This window comes from Corynebacterium sp. KPL1995 (assembly GCF_000477935.1).
GTDB lineage: Bacteria > Actinomycetota > Actinomycetes > Mycobacteriales > Mycobacteriaceae > Corynebacterium > Corynebacterium pseudodiphtheriticum.
Genome location: NZ_KI515715.1, coordinates 1217776 through 1236940 on the forward strand (window position 1 = coordinate 1217776; position 19165 = coordinate 1236940).

Annotated in this window: 16 protein-coding genes; 12 read left to right on the top strand and 4 right to left on the bottom strand. The window is 56.1% G+C overall.

Features of this window, described 5'->3' with window-relative positions; genetic code table 11:
* Positions 1 to 17: 17 nt before the first annotated feature.
* The 6 genes from HMPREF1292_RS05400 to HMPREF1292_RS05425 all read left to right on the top strand — a co-directional run bounded on the left by HMPREF1292_RS05400 (position 18) and on the right by HMPREF1292_RS05425 (position 5779).
* Positions 18 to 1277, top strand: coding sequence for an MFS transporter (locus tag HMPREF1292_RS05400; protein ID WP_051137369.1), 1260 nt, complete (start codon positions 18 to 20; stop codon positions 1275 to 1277).
* A 48-nt stretch (positions 1278 to 1325) separates the two neighbouring features.
* Positions 1326 to 2261, top strand: coding sequence for an exodeoxyribonuclease III (locus tag HMPREF1292_RS05405; RefSeq protein ID WP_023019053.1), 936 nt, complete (start codon positions 1326 to 1328; stop codon positions 2259 to 2261).
* A gap of 97 nt (positions 2262 to 2358) precedes the next feature.
* Positions 2359 to 3138, top strand: a complete 780-nt coding sequence (locus tag HMPREF1292_RS05410) for a trimeric intracellular cation channel family protein (protein WP_021351860.1) — start codon at positions 2359 to 2361, stop codon at positions 3136 to 3138.
* Positions 3139 to 3193: 55 nt separating this feature from the next.
* Positions 3194 to 3385, top strand: a complete 192-nt coding sequence (locus tag HMPREF1292_RS05415; protein WP_021351859.1) for a hypothetical protein — start codon at positions 3194 to 3196, stop codon at positions 3383 to 3385.
* A 107-nt stretch (positions 3386 to 3492) separates the two neighbouring features.
* Positions 3493 to 4524, top strand: coding sequence for a tryptophan--tRNA ligase (gene trpS, locus HMPREF1292_RS05420; protein WP_023019054.1), 1032 nt, complete (start codon positions 3493 to 3495; stop codon positions 4522 to 4524).
* A 166-nt stretch (positions 4525 to 4690) separates the two neighbouring features.
* A complete protein-coding gene (locus HMPREF1292_RS05425; RefSeq protein ID WP_023019055.1) occupies positions 4691 to 5779 on the top strand; it encodes a YhjD/YihY/BrkB family envelope integrity protein in 1089 nt (362 codons plus the stop codon).
* A 68-nt stretch (positions 5780 to 5847) separates the two neighbouring features.
* Here the strand turns inward: HMPREF1292_RS05425 and HMPREF1292_RS05430 are convergent, their stop codons facing one another.
* Positions 5848 to 7251 (bottom strand): D-alanyl-D-alanine carboxypeptidase family protein, encoded by a 1404-nt coding sequence (locus tag HMPREF1292_RS05430; RefSeq protein ID WP_023019056.1) that lies wholly within the window; start codon positions 7249 to 7251, stop codon positions 5848 to 5850.
* A 154-nt stretch (positions 7252 to 7405) separates the two neighbouring features.
* Between HMPREF1292_RS05430 and HMPREF1292_RS05435 the strand changes: the two genes are divergently transcribed.
* A complete protein-coding gene (locus HMPREF1292_RS05435; RefSeq protein ID WP_023019057.1) occupies positions 7406 to 8470 on the top strand; it encodes a hypothetical protein in 1065 nt (354 codons plus the stop codon).
* Here the strand turns inward: HMPREF1292_RS05435 and HMPREF1292_RS05440 are convergent.
* The 3 genes from HMPREF1292_RS05440 to HMPREF1292_RS05450 form a co-directional block, all read right to left on the bottom strand.
* Positions 8467 to 9717 (bottom strand): hypothetical protein, encoded by a 1251-nt coding sequence (locus HMPREF1292_RS05440; RefSeq protein ID WP_021351854.1) that lies wholly within the window; start codon positions 9715 to 9717, stop codon positions 8467 to 8469. The genes HMPREF1292_RS05435 and HMPREF1292_RS05440 overlap by 4 nt on opposite strands.
* A 133-nt stretch (positions 9718 to 9850) precedes the next feature.
* Entirely contained in the window at positions 9851 to 10867 is a 1017-nt protein-coding gene (locus HMPREF1292_RS05445; protein ID WP_023019058.1) for a C40 family peptidase, read from the bottom strand.
* A 12-nt stretch (positions 10868 to 10879) separates the two neighbouring features.
* On the bottom strand, positions 10880 to 11251 hold the full coding sequence (locus HMPREF1292_RS05450; protein WP_023019059.1) for a hypothetical protein: 372 nt from the start codon (positions 11249 to 11251) through the stop codon (positions 10880 to 10882).
* Positions 11252 to 11340: 89 nt separating this feature from the next.
* On the opposite strand from HMPREF1292_RS05450, the gene upp reads away from it, so the two are divergent.
* The 5 genes from upp (at position 11341) to HMPREF1292_RS05475 (ending at position 19157) form a co-directional block, all read left to right on the top strand.
* Complete coding sequence (gene upp, locus HMPREF1292_RS05455; protein ID WP_027017579.1) at positions 11341 to 11976, top strand: uracil phosphoribosyltransferase; 636 nt, start codon at positions 11341 to 11343, stop codon at positions 11974 to 11976.
* A gap of 218 nt (positions 11977 to 12194) precedes the next feature.
* Complete coding sequence (locus tag HMPREF1292_RS05460) at positions 12195 to 12656, top strand: helix-turn-helix domain-containing protein (protein ID WP_023019061.1); 462 nt, start codon at positions 12195 to 12197, stop codon at positions 12654 to 12656.
* 107 nt (positions 12657 to 12763) lie between these two features.
* Positions 12764 to 13954 carry an amidohydrolase gene (locus tag HMPREF1292_RS05465; RefSeq protein ID WP_023019062.1) on the top strand — a complete coding sequence of 397 codons (1191 nt, stop codon included), beginning with the start codon at positions 12764 to 12766 and terminating at the stop codon, positions 13952 to 13954.
* A 202-nt stretch (positions 13955 to 14156) separates the two neighbouring features.
* Complete coding sequence (locus HMPREF1292_RS05470) at positions 14157 to 15563, top strand: NAD(P)H-quinone dehydrogenase (protein ID WP_021351848.1); 1407 nt, start codon at positions 14157 to 14159, stop codon at positions 15561 to 15563.
* 165 nt (positions 15564 to 15728) lie between these two features.
* The gene (locus HMPREF1292_RS05475) at positions 15729 to 19157 is read left to right on the top strand and encodes a pyruvate carboxylase (RefSeq protein WP_023019064.1); all 3429 of its coding nucleotides are present in this window, start codon (positions 15729 to 15731) and stop codon (positions 19155 to 19157) included.
* The last annotated feature ends 8 nt before the right edge of the window (positions 19158 to 19165 follow it).

A 19165-nucleotide genomic window follows, 5' to 3' on the forward strand; every position in this document is an offset into this window, starting at 1 on the left:
GGCGTAGGGTCACATGCGTGCCACACCTGAGTCATTTGCGCAAGATTGCTTCTGCCCCTCGTCGTCGAGCCCTGCCACGGCAAACTGAGATCACAGAGAAACGACGTTATATCGTCATGGTTGCCCTGGGGCTGGGTGGATTCGGTATTGGAGTTACCGAATTCGTGTCCATGGGTTTGTTGTCGCTGATCGCCGAGGATTTCGGGGTCACGGAAGACTCTGCGGGACGCATCATTTCCCTGTACGCGTTGGGCGTCGTCATCGGTGCGCCGGCGATCACTGCTGTCACAGGAAAGATTCCCCGGCGACGGTTGCTGCTTCTGCTGGTTGGTGCGTTCATCGCAGGAAACTTCTTGTCGGTCATCGCGCCGAGCTATGAATTCTTACTTGCAGCCCGTTTTCTTGCGGGTTTGCCACATGGCGCATATTTCTCGGTGGCGGGTTTGGCCGCGGCTTCGATGGCGCCGGAGGGTGAACGCGGACGTGCGATTTCCTTTGTCTCGATGGGGCTGTCCTTTGCCACCGTCGGCGGTGTTCCTGCAGCACAGGCGCTGGGGCAAGCCTTTGGCTGGCACGCGTCGTACGTTTTCGTGACGGCTGTTGGCGTTATTACGCTGCTGTCGTTGTGGTACCTGATGCCGCACATGGTGCGCATGGGGGCGACCTCCGTTCGTACGGAGTTGGGCGCATTGCAGCGTGGCCAGGTATGGCTCACCCTGGCGATGGGCACCGTTGGTTTCGGCGGCATGTTCGCGGTCTACACCTACATCTCCTGGACGATGACCGAACAAGCTGGGCTGGATCCGTCACTGATGTGGGTGGTCCTTATGGCTTACGGCATTGGTATGGTTGCGGGCACTTGGTTCGGTGGGCGCGTTGCTGACTGGAACTTGGAAAAGGGCATCCTGTTTGCTTTGGCGATGATCTGCCTGGTGCTGGTCGCGTTCTATTTCACCTCGTCGAATCCGTGGTTAGGTACCATCAACTTCGGCCTGGTAGGTTTTTTCGGTTCGACGCTGGTGCCATCGCTGCAGATTCGTTTGATGGATACCGCTGGCGACGCGCAGACTCTGGCTGCTGCGTTGAACCATTCCGCACTAAACATGGCGAATGCTGCGGGTGCTGCGCTTGGTGGTGCGGTGATTTCCGCCGGTTACAGCTACAGCGCTCCATCGCTTGCTGGTGCCGCTTTGGCCATTGCTGCAATCCTTATTTGGTTTCCGACTATTTGGTTGCGCCACAAGTCCTTCACTAAAACGGGACAAGCTGTTCACTAAGACCGGTTAGTTTCCACACTGTGACGCCCACCCTATACAGTGGGTGCCATGTCTGAACCTCAACTGACGATAGCCACAGTTAACGTCAACGGCATCCGCGCCGCCTGCAAGAAACGTAACGACGATAACCTGGGGATGAATCTCTGGTTGGAAAATACCAGTGCCGACGTCGTCCTCATGCAGGAAGTCCGCGCGACCCCGGAACAAACCGAAAAGGCATTAGCCCCTGCTCTGGAATCTGGCTGGCACCTGGTAGTGGCTGATGCCGAGGCCAAGGGTCGCGCCGGGGTGGGAATTTTATCGCGGAGTCCGCTTGCCGACGTCCAGGTGGGCTTTGGCGGCGACAGTGCGTTTAATAATGCCGGTCGTTGGATCGAAGGCACTCTGGGTTCTAGCTTTGGTGATGTCCGCGTCGCCTCGCTGTATTTGCCTTCCGGCGCGCAGGGGACAGCTAAGCAAGACGAAAAATATGCTTTCTTGGATGAATTTGATTCGATTTTGAACCAGCGTGCAGCTGCACACGAGAACATGGTCATCGGTGGGGACTGGAATATTTGCCACCGCAGCCAAGATCTGAAAAACAACAAGTCTAATGAAAAGGTCTCCGGCCATTTGCCGGAAGAACGCGCCTTTTTTGATTCCGTCTTCGGGGCGTTTCCTGATGCTGCCCCGCAAGAGAAGAAGTTTCTTGGTGACTACCAAGGCGTAGTTGATTATTCGGCACACACCCGACGTGAACCGACCACCGACCCGCAGTGGTTTGACCTGGCGCGTCGTCTCAACCCAGATCCGGAACAAGACGGCCCGTATACCTGGTGGACCTACCGCGGTCAGGCTTTTAACAACAACGCGGGATGGCGCATTGATTATCAGGCTGCTACTCGCGCCATGCTGGAACGCGCGCAACGAACCTGGGTAGAAAAGGCCCCGACGGTCGAGCAACGTTGGTCGGATCACTCGCCGTTGTTGGTGGAATTTCACTAAGTTCGGCTCGGAGCTCAAGCTGCGCTCTAGCGCAGCCCCAGCGCCGCTCTAATGCAGCCCCAGCTTCGATTCCAGCTCATGTAAAGGACGTGCATCAATGACCGTGACGACGTTATTGACCGCGACATATGTCGTCGGTATTTCCGCAGAGGCCATGACCGCAGCTTTGTCTGCTGGCCGCCAGCGCCTGGATTTTTTCGCCGTCTCGCTGCTCGCCGCTATCACTGCCTTCGGTGGGGGAACAGTGCGTGACGTGTTACTTGGGCATTACCCGCTGGTGTGGGTGGAAAATCCGGTGTATTTGATTGTCGTACTGGCAGCTGCGGCGATCACTGTTTCGCTGTCGTTTTTCATGCACTATTTCCGTTCGCTCTTTTTGGCGCTTGATGCGGTGGGGTTGGCCGCCTTCACGGTGTTGGGTACCCAGGTGGCGTTGTCGGAAGGCCATGGGCCATTGATCGCTATCGTGGCCGCGATTTGTACCGGTGTCTTCGGCGGAATTTTGCGCGATATCTTAAGCGACCGTGTGCCGCTAGTATTCATGGGCGATTTGTATGCAGCCTGCGCACTGATCGGCTCGGTGACTTATATGGTCTTGGAACAATTAGGTGCCCCACCGGCAGTGGTGATTCCCGCGGGGCTGATCGTGACTTTTGCCGTGCGCATGTGGGCAGTGAAGTACAACAAGTCCATGCCAATTTTCGCGTATAACGACGAAAACCAGCCGGTGGATCCGCGCCTGCGCCTATCGGCGCAGTTTGTGCGCGAAACCGCGCGGAAAGCGAAATCAAAGGTTGCTAGGGGGATCAAACCGGAGGCCTCGAAGAAAACTAAGAACCCTGATAATAAGCAGCCAAAATCGTCGGAAAGCGACTAACCTGCTAGCATAAAAGGAACTTAACTTCTGACGCTGAGCGGAAAGAGAATTCAGTATGATTCGCGTTTTATCCTGGCTGATCATCGGCATCGCCATTTTGGCCGGTTCGATTGTCTGGTACCTGAACGTGCAGTATTCCATGGCAGGGCTGGTTTCAGGTATCACCATGGGTGTAGGCGGCGCGTTCCTCGTTGCTGCTTTCGCCACTGCGCTGGATCTCTATGATCCAACTTCGCGCAAGGTTTAGCTGAATACCCACTAGCTACCGTTAGCTTCGCGCCCTGCTGGTTGCACTCCCGCCAGCAGGGTTTTTGCGTGCCAGAAACCATTCGTTTTTCAGTAAAGGATAAGAAGATGACTGCATCGGTGCCTACAACCGACAAACCACGCGTGCTGTCTGGCATTCAGCCAACCGCAGACTCGTATCACCTGGGTAATTACCTCGGAGCGCTCAAGCAGTGGATTGAGCTGCAAAATGACTTTGACGCGTTTTATTTCATCCCAGATATGCACGCATTGACGGTGGAGCAGGATCCGAAACAGCTGCGCGAGCGTACTTTCGCTGGTGTCGCGCAATTGATCGCTTTGGGGATTGATCCGGAGCGTTCCACATTGTTTATCCAGTCGCATGTGCCGGAACATGCTGAGCTGAATTGGGTGCTGCAGTGCCTGACTGGCTACGGCGAGGCTGCACGCATGACGCAGTTTAAAGACAAGTCCGCTAAGCAGGGCGAGGAGCGCACGTCGGTGGGCTTGTTCACTTACCCGATGCTCATGGCCGCTGACATTTTGCTTTACCGTCCGCAGTGCGTACCGGTTGGTGAAGATCAGCGCCAGCATTTGGAACTCACCCGTAACCTGGCGGAACGTTTCAACACCCGTTTTGGCAGCACCTTTGAGGTTCCCGAGCCGTTCATCCCAGAAGGTTCGGCCAAGATTTATGATTTGCAGGATCCGACGATCAAAATGTCGAAATCCACTCCACATCCGAAGGGGTTGATTAACCTGCTGGATCCGCCGAAGACCTCGGCGAAGCGCCTGAAATCAGCGGTCACTGATGACCGCGGCGTTATTGCTTTTGATCGTGAGCAGCAGCCCGGGGTGTCCAACCTCCTGACCATCCAGTCTGCGCTTACCGGCACTTCTGTTGACGAGCTGATCGACTCCTACGGGGGCAAAGGGTATGGCCATCTAAAGGTCGATACTGCGGATGCGTTGGAAGAATTCACCACTCCGCTGCGTGCTCGTTACGACGAACTCATGGATGATCGCGCACAGTTGGGCCAAATTCTTGCCGATGGAGCCGAGCGCGCCCGGGAAGTGGCTGCTGGAGTGCTTGCCGACGTTTACGACAAGGTGGGTTTCCTGCCAGCGAAGATACGCTAGTCCAGGATGCGTTAGAGTGAACAAGCAGCTCTCACAGAGAAAATTCAGGGCAGTCTAAGATTGCACTAGCCAACGTAGGTCAGCGCTGGCTAGTGCACGTCTGTGACAACACATATGTGACAACCCGCCTGAATGCACGACCAACACCAACCTAAAGGACACTGAAGTGGCAGCCACCACCACAAAGTCAAACGAGAAAAACCACGATAACTACGGCATCGAGCGAGTTCGAGAAGACGAGCCCGGTTTCGTCGACAAGATGCGCCAAAAATCGGACTTTTTCGACCACGTTATGCGCACCGTCGAACGTTATGGTGCGCAGGGCGGTAATCAGTTTGCCGCCGGTATTACTTATTTTTCGGTGCTGGCGGTCTTCCCGATCGCCATGTTGATCGTCGCTGCGGCTGCACAGGTTCTGGCAGGACGTCCCGAGCTTTTTGCTAGCTTCCAGAATCAGATCACGGCATCTCTGGAAGGGCAGATGGGCGAAATCGCCAACGAGATCCTGGAAGGCGCGGTCGAACGCCGTGGTGCGGTCGCCGGTATTGGTGGTTTGACTGCGCTGTGGACCGGTCTGAACTGGATGCACAATCTGCGTTCCGGTATTTCAGCGATGTGGAATATGGATCCGAACGACGGGGCCAACTTCGTCGTCAAGAAGATTAATGATTTGCTGGGCTTAGTTGGTCTGATTCTCGCCTTTATCATTGCTTTTGGTATCACCGCCGCGGGTTCTTCCGGTATTGTATTTACCATTTTGGAATGGCTTCATGTAGAAGATGTGATGCCAGGGTTGAACTATATTCTGTTCTTCTCTGCGTTGTTCATTGGTATTCTGGCGAACTTCCTGGTCATGTGGTGGCTGGTGGTTATTCTGCCGCGTAAGAAGGTACCGAAGAAAGCCGGCTTCATTGGAGCATTACTTGGCGCACTTGTTTTTGAAGTAATCAAGCAGCTGTTTACCGTGATTCTGTCTTCGGCTACTGGTAGCCCAACTGGTGCAATCTTCGGTCCGATTATCGCTTTGATGATTGTGTTGTATTTGATCTGGCGCGTGGTGCTCTACGTTTCTGCATTCACCGCCACCACCAAGCAGGCTCGTGCCACGGAAGAGGTTCCGGTTCCCGAACCAGCCGTGATCCGAGTGCGCCATGAGGTGAAACAGCGTCCATCGACCCGCACACTGCTGGGTGCCGGGGCAGGCTTGGGTGCTGTTGGTGGCTGGGCGCTTCGCCGGATCTTTAAGGCGAAATAACGTCTGGATAACGTTTTCCCGAACAATTGCTATCTTGGGAAAATATAGAGTTGTCCGTGGCAAAGAGCTTAACGCCTGCGCAAGATAAATCCAGCTATTGCCGCAATTCCGGCGCCAGCGGCGATGACAGCCAGCACCACAATCAAGATCGTCTTTTCGTGGGGTTCAGCATTCGTACCGGCATTGTCCGCGTCTGCGCTATCTGGCGATGCATCATCGGAATTTTGCGGTGCTGGACTAGCCCCCTGTGTCAGGGTGGGTTCGGTGTCTGCATTGGCGACTGGTTGCAGCATGCCGATATTCGTGCCCGGTGCCACAGAGAATCCCGAGTGCAATAGCTTCTGCGCCTGCTCCCACGCGCGGGCCTTGTCGACGGTGGTATCGAGAATTACCGCCATTAATCGCCGACCGTCACGGTTCAGTGCACCGACGAAGGTGTGGTTGGCATCGTCGGTGTAACCAGTTTTACCGCCCATGCCGTCCGGATCATTCATGAACAGGTGGTTGTCGTTCCATACTTCGAATCCTTCGTGCTCGTCGAAGCCTGGGAAGGCAATGAATTCGGTGTTCACGATGCGATCAAAAGTCGGGTTTTGGTAGGCCGCGCGATAAATCAACCCCAGGTCATACGCAGAAGCCGAGTTGCCCGCGACGTCCAAACCGGAATAGCTCGCGGCGTAGGTGTCTGTGGTTCCGAGATCGTCGGCAAGCTTATTGATCTTGCGCAGCGTCGCTTCGTCGCCGCCGAGTTCCTGTGCCAGAGCGTGGGCAGCATCATTACCCGATGCCAGCAACAAACCGTGCAATAGCTGCTCGATGGTGTATTCGCCACCGGCGCCGATGCCTACTCGGGAGCCGACTTGATCGGCAGATTCCTGCGAGACGGTCACGGTCTTTTCCAGGTCCAGCTCTGCAATGGCGACCAATGCCAGCAATGCTTTAATAATCGAGGCTGGGCGGTAGCGTCCGTGCGGATCTTTTTGTGCGATGATCTCGCCAGAATCGATGTCGGCAACCAACCAGGCCGAAGCCAAGACGGATTCGTCGACATGAAATCCGGGAGCGGTACTTACCCCGCAGTTTTGTTTCTCCAGCGGCGGCAATGGGGTAGGAGAGGGCTGACCGGGTGCGACAGCCTCAGAGGTGGTCCGCGCTTGTGGCGGATGGACACGGTTCGGGCACGAGCTGGTATCGGGTGCGTCCTCGCGGCTTAGTGGCTCCGGAGCAGCCGACTCGTCGCCCTCGCTTGGGGCTGGAGCGGGGCCTTCCAATGGAGTGGGCTCTTCCTGTTGGGCGTGAAGCAGCGGGGCTGCCTCAGCGTGCGGGGTTGCGGCAGCGTGTGGGGTCGCGGAGCCAAAAGCGCCAATGCCAAGCGTGGTTGCTCCTGTGGCCATGCCGACGACCAGAAGATTCGCGCAACAGGTTGAACCGTATCTCACAATGGCGCGCCGGCCGGGTTTGCTCTCATTCATAACAGCCAATAATTCTACTCCGCGCGACCCGCAGCGTTGCTTATTCCGTAGGCGGGGTGAAGCAATTGTCTTAGCAAACACAGTGTTTAGGCTCAGCGCACAAACACCGGCAACGAATCTCAGACCGCAAAATTCGGACGGTACCATCGTATGCATGATTGAGACTCCTGCGATTAGCCCAGAGCATAAAAACTTTGCTTCCCAGTTGATCACTGAGCTGCCGAAAGTCAGCATCCATGAATACTTGCCCACGCAGACCGACGACGGTTCCCAGGTGGCATCTCGCGAGCAATTGGCCAAACACATCCAGTCGACGGTGCGTCGCTATCACGAGGATAATGTCGTCTACCTTGAGTTACGTGTTGTGGTGGAGGATTTCTGCACTGATGATTTTGTGCTTGCCGACGCCTTTGCCACGGCGCTCGATGCCGTGGCTGCCGAGGGGATCCAGGCGAGGTTGTTAGTGTGCGCGCGTGCCGATGGTGCTGCCGTTTCCGAATTGACGGAGCTGGCGGTACAAGCGCAGGGGGATCCCAACTTTGCTGGGATGGTGTTTATCCTGGGCGGGGATGCTGCCTGGAATGCTGTGGGTTCGGCCTTGAGCGCTGCTTGCACGAAGCTGCGTGAAAATTATCTGCCCTTCGCGATCGACGGTGCTGCCGGTATTGATGCGGTTGGCGCCGCTGTACAGCTAGGCGCGTTGCGCTTAGGTCGCCCGCTGGCGCTGGTGGATGACTTTTCTGCTGATATCACCGGTATTGTGCCAGGAAAGATTTCGAGTTGGGTGCGCGATCGGGGCATCACTGCGGAAATGACTCCGCTGTGGGATCTTGCCGACGAATCTTTGGGAGAGGCAGCCGTCGATGAGCTTCCGGATCATCCGTTGCCGCTGCTGCAGCAGCTGGGGTTTCGCTGCACCATTTCCGCTGGGCAATTGCATGCTGGTAGCTGCAGTGATGTCATGAATTCGCTTACCGAGACCTTCGGCTATGGGCTCGAAGAGTTTTTTGACCTTACTGCAAAGACAGTCACGGCTAGTTTCTTGAGTGAGCCGGAGCGCCAGCAGCTGCTGGAAACCCAGATTTTGCCGCGCTATGAAAAACTGGCTGACGCAGAATTGCGGCAGCCAGAAGGAACTAATGAATCTGAGGAAGCGGAAGAAGCTGGTGAAACGGGGGCGGTAACCGAGGACGGCTCCGCAGGCCAGAACGTAGACTAGAACTTCGTGAAGCGTTTGACCAGCATGTCTTCCAAGCCGCGCCAACCTTTCGAGTGGTCGGTGTAGGGCTTGGAAGGCACGTAGCCGCTGGTTTGTTGTGAGCCGAGCATATAGCCCAGGTAATCCTGGAAACGTGGGTTGGCCAGCATATACGAGTTGATGGAATCGTCACCAGCCCAGTCTGCTGCATCGGCGAGTAGTTCGTAACACGCCGACATTTGTGGCACGTCCACTGCTTCAGGCCCTTTTTCCATGTCCTCAGTGAGCCCCTGGAAGCTATAGGAGTTATCGCGGTGGACCGTGACATCCAGTTCACCGGCGTTGGCGGCAGTCACTATGTCTTCCCACGTAGAAACCTTTGCGAGGTCGTGTTCATCATTTTCGATGATCCAGCGTAACAACTGGCGGCTGGTCGCGAAGGAGTTGATGGTGCCAAAACGCCCCAAAAACACCGGTGTGCCGTCGACATAGCACCGCAATGTGTACACAGATTTACCGTCGATGGTGATCTTAATAGGGTCGATACCTGCCGCGGCCCAGGCTGAGGAATCATAAGGATCGGCTGCTTCTGCCTCGCGCTTGCGTTCTTCCTCCCGCTTAGCGCGCTCTTGGTCGGCTTGCTCCTTCGAAGAAGCGATGCGCTTTTCGGCATCTTCGATGGTGGTTTTGTCGACGCTGGCGAATTCTTCGGTGACATCAACAATGCGCACGCTATCTGCCAGATTCGATTCGATCTTTTTCCAGTTGGTGAGAACCGCTCGGCCGACGGAAGACCACTCGGAAAGGCCGTGTTCGCCAGAGTAGTGGTCAGCGCCGCGCTGCACGTTATTCAGCACAGAGTGGGTAGAAAAGAAAATCATCGTGTCGTCATCGGCGCAGACATTGCCGAGGGCTTTGGTGATCGACAAAATTTTGGCAGAGGTAGCGACGGCGTCATACGAAGGACGATCGGCCAGGTAGTGGGGCAAGCCGACGATGTCATAATGATCGCGGTCTTCCGGGTGCGCGCGGTATTCCGGAAGTTCTGCGAAATCTTTCCACTTCGGGTGGTCACGCAGGTCGTGCTTCGTGGTGTTTTCTAAGTACACCAGCATTTCTGCCACAGTGGGAAAGACTAAGACGTTTTCATCGTCGCCCAGAAAGGCTTCCCATTGCGAGCCGTTTTCCTTCCAGGTTGGAGCCCACAGGGTGTAAAAGTCACCACTGTTGAATGAAACAGAAACCGGGATGATCGCGCGATTATTCATGGGCACTAAGTTTAGCGAACCCGATTAAACAGTGTGCTGTAACGGCTCTGTGACGGTGCTGAGATGGCGTCTGTGACGCGTGGCAGGCGATGGATTCGGCATGGCTTTGGCATGGTTTTGGCCTGTTGAGTTGCTAAGCCGTCGGCCGATAGAAACCGTGAAAATTCATGTCTAAGTTGTTGGTCCGCAATGGTGAAGTAGATACCGGGCTGCCTGCCTCAATAAGCTCCCCGTTTCCGGCATACATGGCTACGTGCCCGTCCCAAACCGCGAGATCTCCTTCGCGCAATTCATTGACAGAAACCTGCTGGCCGACGGCCTGTTCATGTGCCAAACGGGGAATATCTACTCCGGCTTCGCCCCAGGCCCATTGAGTGAATCCAGAGCAATCGAATCCGACACCAGGTGTGGTTCCGCCCCATTGGTAGGGCGTTCCCAGCTGGCTTCGGGCAGCAGCAACGGCTGCGCGCCCGGCGGCGGCACTGGCATCATCTGTTGCGTTGTCTGTCGGGTTATCAGTTTCTGTGCCAGTTGGAGTGCCAGCTTGAGCGCCAGTTTCTTCGGTGGTTTCTAGTGCTGCTGGTACAAAATTTGCTTCAGGGAAAGCAGCGTTATTGTCCGGGCTGTAAGCAGTCCCATTGCCTCCGGTGCTGGCGTACTGCGCTGGACTAGGAGGTGTTGCAGTGGGTGAAGCATCATCGAGTGCAAACGGTTCTTCGGCGATACCGTGCAGCCGCGTAGCCAATGCAGAAAGCTGTTCGTCCAGCTCGTTGGCCGCCGTTTCCGCTTCCGCCATGTGGCTGCGTGCTAGGGCGTCAAGCTGCGCGATAGAGCCTGCAGCGGCACCTGGGACTGGTTGCAGTGCTGTCAGTGCTACAGGGGCAGCCTGTTGGAGAAATGAGTGCCCAATTCCCAATAGATTTTCTGCAGTGGTAGTTATCGCTACTTGTGCCTCGGCGGTGATTTCTGCGATGTGGTGATTATTCCCGTCGATCAGTTTTGCAGCTGCCTCAATATCCGCAGCGCTCGCACCACTGATGGCGGCCAATTCACCAGCAGCGGAGACATCCGGCATGATGGGTGCAGAAAAATCACCTAGCTGCGCGGGAGCGAGCTCACTGATGCGGTTGATAGTTTCCAAGACGTTCATCAGCCCGCCTCCTTATCCATTAGAGGAGTGTTGGTTAGAGAAATTGCCGCTGGTTGAGGTACTTCGGCCAGGCAGGGCGTCGGCAAGCGTATTCGATTCGGTGATCGTGCTGGATTCTGCCAATTGGGCATCACGGACCATGGTGAAACCAGAATCCGCAGCTTGCTGTAAACGCCGTGCTAACCGGCGCGAATGTGTAGCAGTTATAGTCGTGGCGCGTTCTAAAGCGGTGCGGAATTCCTGCTGGCCCTGCTGGCCATCTGCTTTGGCGGCAACGGAAGGCTCGGCCATTGGTGGGGCAGGTTCACGGATGCTACCTGCGGCTTTTTCTAGGTCGTGGGATAGAGCAGTGGCATGGTCATAAGCAAAAGTGAACGTCGTCATGCCCCATTAGACAGCGGTGAATGCACAAAGGTTCCCACGAGTTTCCACCGCCAGCCACAAAGCCAGCCCCATGGCATAGCATGGGCACTATGGATATCACCGTGGTAGAACACCCCCTGGCCGCCGCGCGTTTGAGCTTGCTGCGCGATCAACGCAGCGACAATGCAGCTTTTCGCGCAGCATTGAAAGACTTAGGCTCCATGCTGGTGTATGAAGCCGCACGCAACTTAGACATCGACGAGTTTGCCCTGCACACCCCGGTTGCCGAAACCACCGGCACCAGGCTTTCGAACCCGCCGATTATCGTGCCGATCATCCGCGCCGGGCTAGGCATGGTAGATCCAGCATTGGCAATGATCCCGGATGCACAAGTTGGTTTCATCGGGATGGCGCGGGATGAACAAACTCACGAGCCAGTTCCGTATTTGGAAGCTCTACCGGATGATTTGAGCGATCGCACGGTCTTCCTGGTCGACCCGATGTTGGCAACTGGTGGCTCTTTGCTGCATTCACTGCGCCTGTTGGCTGATCGAGGTGCGCGTGACATCACTGCGGTGTGCATCGTTTCTGCTCGCCCGGGTGTGCAGGCCCTCGAGGAGTCCGGTTTGCCGGTGCGTCTGGTCACCGCGGCCATTGACCCGGAGCTTAACGACGACGCCTATATTGTTCCTGGGCTTGGCGATGCTGGTGATCGCCTGTATGGCCCGCGCAATATTGATCTCTAATTCCCCGTGCCCGTGGGCTGTAGGCAAACGCAAAAACACTAGAGCGCTAGAGCGCTAAAACACTAGAACGCTAGCCCGAGTTGGCGGCAACGCCAGCAAACGCGAGCAAATCCTAGCCAGCCCTAGGCCAAGCCTCACCCCGCGTGGCAACTGCGCGTGTGGTTCCGCTCATACTAGAGTGGGAGCGCATTGCAGTTGTTTTCGGGGGAGGATACGCAATGGTGGAATATCACCGCTGGTATTGGACAAGCTACGGACACGCACTAGCTAATAATCTGCGGTCCTTGCGGGAAATGCGCGGGCTATCGCAGACCCGGTTAGCGCAATTATCGGGGCTTTCGCGCAACCTTATTTCTAACCTGGAACGTAACGAATCTGGAGCTAAAGCTGCTGATCCCGTGTTGTCCACGGTGTACAAGCTGGCACAGATTCTGTATGTTCCGCCAGGCGTGCTGTTGCCCGGGGTAGATGAGGTGATTGCTGGTCCGTGTGCGGCGACCACCCCGCATTTGCAGGGCAGGTGGCCCGTTGCAGAGCATGACACAGCCCCGTTTAGCCCGCTGTATTTGGCGCGGGCAGTCACCGATGAGCTTCCGGAATTCGCCGCACCAGAACCGTTAGGAACAGCGGAAATCACGCTACCCAAGCGGTCCCCGGGAGAACGTCGCAGGAAAAGATAACAGCGTATAATTCGGGCCTGTGTACTGTGCAGAGTAGGGTGCAAGAGTAATTGCGAGATTCGCAATTGGAGATTAGCTGTTAGATAGCTGAAGAAAGGACCGGGTTGATGGATATTGCCTCGTTCGTTGCTGAGTGGATCGAACACCATCACGACGAGGTTCTCGGGTGGCGTCGCCACATTCACCGTAACCCGGAACTATCCCACAAGGAATACGCCACCACGGATTTCTTATGCCAGGTGCTGGAAGAATACGGCCTGCACCCTCACCGATTCCCAGAAACGGGACTTTATGTCGATGTCGGTGAGGACCACGGTAAAGGTCGCATAGCCTTCCGTGCTGATATTGATGCGCTGCCCATTCAAGAGCTCACCGGTGCGGAATTCGCTTCGCAGATTGATGGGGTTTCGCATTCTTGCGGGCATGACATTCACACCACCATTGCGCTGGGCTTGGCGTGTTCTTTGGGACAGTTGATCAGTGCTTATCCCGGTGCTTTGAGCTTTGGCGTGCGGGTAATTTTCCAGCCGGCTGAAGAAGTTATGACTGGTGGCGCAGTTGATGTGATTGAATGGGGTGCACTCGAAGGGGTCTCGGCGCTGTACGCGGTGCATGCAGAACCCAAATTGAAAGTTGGCCAGATCGGAATCCGTACGGGTGCGATTACCTCGGCCTCAGATGTTATTGAAATTGCAGTCTCTGGCTCGGGTGGGCATACTTCCCGCCCTCATCTCACTAGCGACGTCGTCTACGCACTGGGCAAATTGGTGACGGAATTGCCAGCAGTGCTTTCGCGCCGAGTGGATCCGCGCACCGGCACCGTCGTAGTCTTTGGTGCCATTCACGCGGGATTTGCTCCGAACGCGATCCCAGAACAAGGTTCAGTGATGGGCACGTTGCGCACCGCGGATATCAGCGTGTGGCGTTGGCTGCGTCGGGAATTATCAGGAATCGTCGGTGAGATCCTGGCTCCAACCGGGGTAGATTACGCCATTACGCATGACCAAGGTGTACCACCCGTGCTTAACGACGAGGTGGCAACGGCCCTGCTGGCAGAGGCAGTGACCGGCATTGATCCGCAGGCGGCAGTGCAAGCTCCGCAATCGTCGGGAGGGGAAGATTTTTCCTGGTACCTCGAACACGTTCCTGGTTCTATGGCGCGCCTGGGGTGCTGGTCGGGTACCGGCGAAATGCAGGACCTGCATCAGGGAAACTTCCACCCGGATGAGCGCTCGTTGGCCGTCGGCATTCGTTTGTTTGGTGGCATTGTTGCGCGTTATGAGGAACAAGCGCGTTAGAATGGGTTAAATGTGATCTTTGCTGCGTTGTTCTGCACACCAAACCTGGTGTGTGGGCGTGCCGCTGAGGTCAAATCCTGCTAACCCTCTGATGGTTCCCACGACTACATCAGGCCGGAGAAATGCAGGCCGGACAACATCAAACCGCACATAATTTTCGATGAGAGTGTAAGGAGCCCGCGTGTCTCACACCGCAAAGCGAATGGTCATCATAGGCGGAGGGCCAGCCGGGTATGAAGCAGCCTCGGCGGCAACTAAATATGGTGCCAAAGTGACCTTGATTGATGATCTGGCTCCGGGTGGCAACTCGGTGCTGCTGGATTGTGTTCCATCGAAATCGTTTATCGCCGGCGCGAATATTAAAACTGACTTGCGCCGTGCCGACGACATGGGCTTGAACGAGGGGATTGGCGAAACCAACCTTTCGGTGAAAGCGCTGAACGAACGTGTGCAGGTGCTGGCTAATGACCAGTCCGCCGATATCGCCGAAGGCCTGGAAGAGCTGGGCGTGCGCGTAATTAACGGCCGCGCTAGCTTCGAGGAAATGGTTTCCGGCGTCACCCACCTGGTTACTGCTACCCATAAAGAAGATGGCCGCGAAGAACTTATCCCGTGTGACCTGGTGTTGCTGGCCACCGGTGCGAGCCCACGTATTTTGCCGGGTGCGCAGCCAGATGGTGAACGGATTTTGACGTGGCAGCAAATTTATAACTTGGAAGAGCTGCCAGAGCACCTCATTGTGGTTGGTTCCGGTGTTACTGGTGCCGAGTTTGTCTCCGCGTTTTCTGAGCTGGATGTGAAGGTCACCATGGTGGCTTCACGTGATCGTATTTTGCCGCATGACGACGCCGATGCTGCCGATACTCTGGAGGAAGTGCTGGCCGAGCGTGGCGTGGAACTGGAAAAGCACGCGCGTGTTTCCGAGATCAAGCGCACTGACGGTGAAGGTGGGCAAGGCGTTGTGGTGATCACTGACGACGGCCGTGAAATTCATGGCTCGCATGCGCTGCTGTCGATTGGTTCCATCCCGAATACCTCCAATATGGGTCTGGAGCGCCTAGGTGTGGAGATGGAAAAGTCTGGCCACATCAAGGTGGACCGCGTCTCGCGTACCAACGTGCCGAATGTTTATGCCGCTGGCGATTGCTCGAACCTGTTCCCATTAGCATCGGTGGCTGCTATGCAGGGCCGTATCGCGGCCTACCACGCACTAGGCGAAGGTGTCTCGCCATTGCGTTTGAAGACGGTGGCTACCGCGGTGTTCACTCGTCCGGAGATCGCGGCTGTGGGAGTGACAGAAAAAGAAATCGAAGATGGGGAAGTGCTGGCCCGGAAGTTTAAATTGCCGTTGCACACCAACCCGCGTGCGAAGATGCGTTCGCTGCGCCATGGTTTTGTGAAGATTTTCTGCCGTGGGCAATCCGACCTGGTTATTGGTGGCGTGGTAGTTGCTCCGCATGCTTCGGAGCTGATTTTGCCGATCGCGGTTGCGGTGGCAAACAACCTCACTGTGACGGATCTGGCGGATTCTTTTGCCGTGTACCCGTCACTGTCTGGTTCGATCACCGAGGCAGCTCGTCGCCTGATTGCCCCAGATACGCTGACTTAAGCTGCGTATTTTCTATCGAGATATCACCCCTCCCGCCGTCACCCACGGCGGGTTTAGTATATTGAGACCTAGATTACCCAACAATCTGTAACGCTCAGCCGGTGAGGCGGTGTGTGACGATGTGGGTGGGTGATTTCTCATGTGTATATCCGAAAGGAAAATGACGTGCCACAGTCAGGCTTGCCAGCCTTCAACAAAATTCTTGTTGCTAACCGCGGCGAAATTGCCGTTCGCGCATTCCGCGCCGCTTTCGAGACCGGCGCGCGTACCGTCGCGGTGTATCCGAAAGAAGACCGCAACTCTTTCCACCGTGCTTTTGCCGATGAGGCAGTGCGGATTGGTGCGGAAGCTCAGCCGGTTAAGGCATATCTGGACGTCGACGAAATCATTCGCGCTGCGAAGAAATCTGGTGCGGACGCGGTTTATCCGGGCTATGGTTTCTTGTCTGAGCGTGCGGATTTGGCACGCAAGTGCGCCGAAAACGGAATCAAATTCATTGGGCCAACAGAAGATACTTTGCACCTGACCGGTGATAAGGCCGCGGCTGTTCATGCTGCAGAAGAAGCTGGCTTGCCGACGCTGAAGGATTCGAAACCGTCGTCGGATGTCGATACGCTGGTGGAGTATTCCGCAGACTTTGAATATCCGCTGTTCGTCAAAGCCGTGGCTGGTGGTGGTGGGCGTGGCATGCGCTTTGTGAAAAACGAGAAAGAGCTGCGCACCAAAATCTCCGAAGCTTCTCGTGAAGCCGAGGCCGCATTCGGAGACGCTAGTGTTTATCTAGAGACCGCGGTGATTAAGCCACAGCACATCGAGGTCCAGATCCTGGCGGATTCGCACGGCAACGTGGTGCACCTGTATGAGCGTGACTGCTCGTTGCAGCGTCGTCACCAAAAAGTTGTTGAAATTGCTCCGGCGCAGTTTTTGGATGCTGAGCTGCGGGAAAAGATTTGTGCCGACGCGGTGCGATTCTGTGAACACATCAATTATGAGGGTGCCGGTACGGTCGAGTTTCTTGTCGACGAAAACGGCAAGCACGTCTTCATTGAAATGAACCCGCGTGTGCAGGTGGAACATACCGTCACCGAGGAAGTTACTTCGGTCGATATCGTGAAATCGCAAATGCACATTGCTGCTGGTGCGACGCTGCACGAATTGGGTCTGACACAGGATTCCATCACACTTTCCGGTGCCGCGCTGCAGTGCCGTATTACCACTGAGGATCCTGCCAACGGCTTCCGCCCGGATACCGGCACGGTGTCGTCGTACCGTTCGCCGGGCGGTGCGGGTGTACGTCTGGATGGCGCTACCTCTGTCGGGGCTGAGATCACCCCGAATTTTGACTCGCTGCTGGTGAAAATGACTTGCCGTGGTGCGGATTTCCAGATCGCTGTAGCCCGTGCCCAGCGCGCACTGAACGAATTCACCGTCACCGGTGTCTCGACGAATATCGGCTTCCTGCGCGCCTTGCTGCGCGAACCAGAATTCGCGAATAAACGCATTAACACTGGCTTCATTGCGGATCACCCACACCTGCTGGAAGCGCCACCAGCTGATGATGAGCCAGGCCGGATCTTGGAATACATCGCAGATATGACCGTGAATAAACCACACGGTGAACGCCCAACTGCGCTGCGTGCTTTCGATAAGCTGCCAAAGAAATTGTCTCCGGAGATCCCGAAGGGCTCCCGTGATCGCTTGCTGGAGCTCGGCCCAGAAGGTTTCGCGAAATCGATCCGAGAACAAGATGCGCTGGCGGTCACCGACACCACGTTCCGTGATGCACACCAGTCATTGCTGGCTACTCGCGTGCGTACCTCTACGCTGTTCGCTGCAGCCCAGCATGTCGCACGCATGGCCCCGGATCTGTACTCCGTGGAAGCCTGGGGCGGTGCTACTTACGACGTCTCTATGCGTTTCTTGCATGAAGATCCTTGGCAGCGCTTGGATCTGCTGCGTAAAGAGATGCCAAACATCAACCTGCAAATGCTGCTGCGTGGGCGCAACACCGTTGGCTACACGCCGTACCCGGATGCCGTCGCTAAGGCCTTCGTGCAGGAAGCTTCCGATTCCGGCATCGATATTTTCCGTATTTTCGATGCGCTGAATGATGTTTCGCAAATGCGCCCAGCTATCGACGCTGTGCTGGAAACCAACAAGTCGGTCGCCGAGGTTGCCATGGCCTACTCGGGTGATATGGCTTCGCCGAAAGAGAATATTTACACTCTGGATTACTACCTGCGCCTGGCAGAAGAGATTGTGAAATCCGGCGCGCACGTATTGGCAATCAAGGATATGGCGGGCTTGCTGCGTCCGGCAGCCGCCAGCAAGTTAATTACTGAACTTCGCAAGAACTTCGATTTGCCGGTGCACGTGCATACGCACGACACCGCTGGCGGCCAACTTGCAACGTATTTGGCAGCAGCCAACGCAGGTGCGGATGCGGTCGACGGGGCTTCGGCTCCATTGGCCGGTACCACGTCGCAGCCATCACTGTCGGCGATTGTGGCTGCCTTCGAAAATACTGATCGCGATACTGGTCTGGATCTGCAGGCTGTAGGCGATCTGGAACCGTATTGGGAAGCCGTGCGGCAAGTGTATGCACCGTTTGAGTCTGGTATTCCTGGGCCGACGGGCCGCGTCTACAAGCACGAAATCCCGGGCGGCCAGCTATCTAACTTGCGTACCCAGGCCAGCGCGCTGGGCTTGGCCGATCGCTTCGAACTGATCGAAGACACCTATGCCGCCGTGAACGAGATGCTGGGGCGCCCTACCAAAGTCACGCCATCGTCCAAGGTAGTGGGCGACTTGGCGCTGCACTTGGTGGGAGCAAATGTCTCGCCGGAAGATTTCGCGGCTGATCCGCAGAAATATGACATCCCGGATTCGGTCATTGCTTTCTTGCGCGGTGAGTTGGGAACCCCACCAGCTGGTTGGCCAGAGCTGAAAGATAAAGCACTAGCGGGCCGCTCTGATTCGAAACCGGCGTTGACCGAGGTGCCGGAAGAAGAAGAAAAAGCGCTTGCCGACGACGATAAGTGGGTGCGCCGCGGCGGGCTGGATCGTCTATTGTTCCCGAAGCAGGTGGAAGAATTCGCAGAATTCAAGCGCCGCTACGGCGATACCTCCGCGTTGGATGATCGCGTCTTCTTCTATGGCTTGGTGGAAGGCGAAGAAACCGTGTTGCACTTTGCTCCGGACGAGACAGGCTCCACTCCGCCATCCATGGTGGTACGTCTGGATGCCGTGGGTGATCCGGATGAGAAGGGTATCTGCAATGTCGTGATGAACGTCAATGGACAGATCCGCCCGATCAAGGTCCGCGATAACTCAGTGGAATCATCCGTCGCGTCTGTGGAAAAGGCCGATAAGTCTAACCCTGGCCACGTTGCAGCGCCATTTGCTGGTGTGGTGAACCCAACCGCACAGGTGGGTGACAAGGTTTCTGCTGGCGACGAAGTTGCCATCATCGAGGCGATGAAGATGGAAGCCCAGATTTCCGCGACCGTGGATGGCACCATCGAACGGGTTGCGATGGGCCAAGCCACTAGCGTGGAGGGTGGAGACTTGATCGTAGTGATCAAGGAAGACTAGTGCGAGAC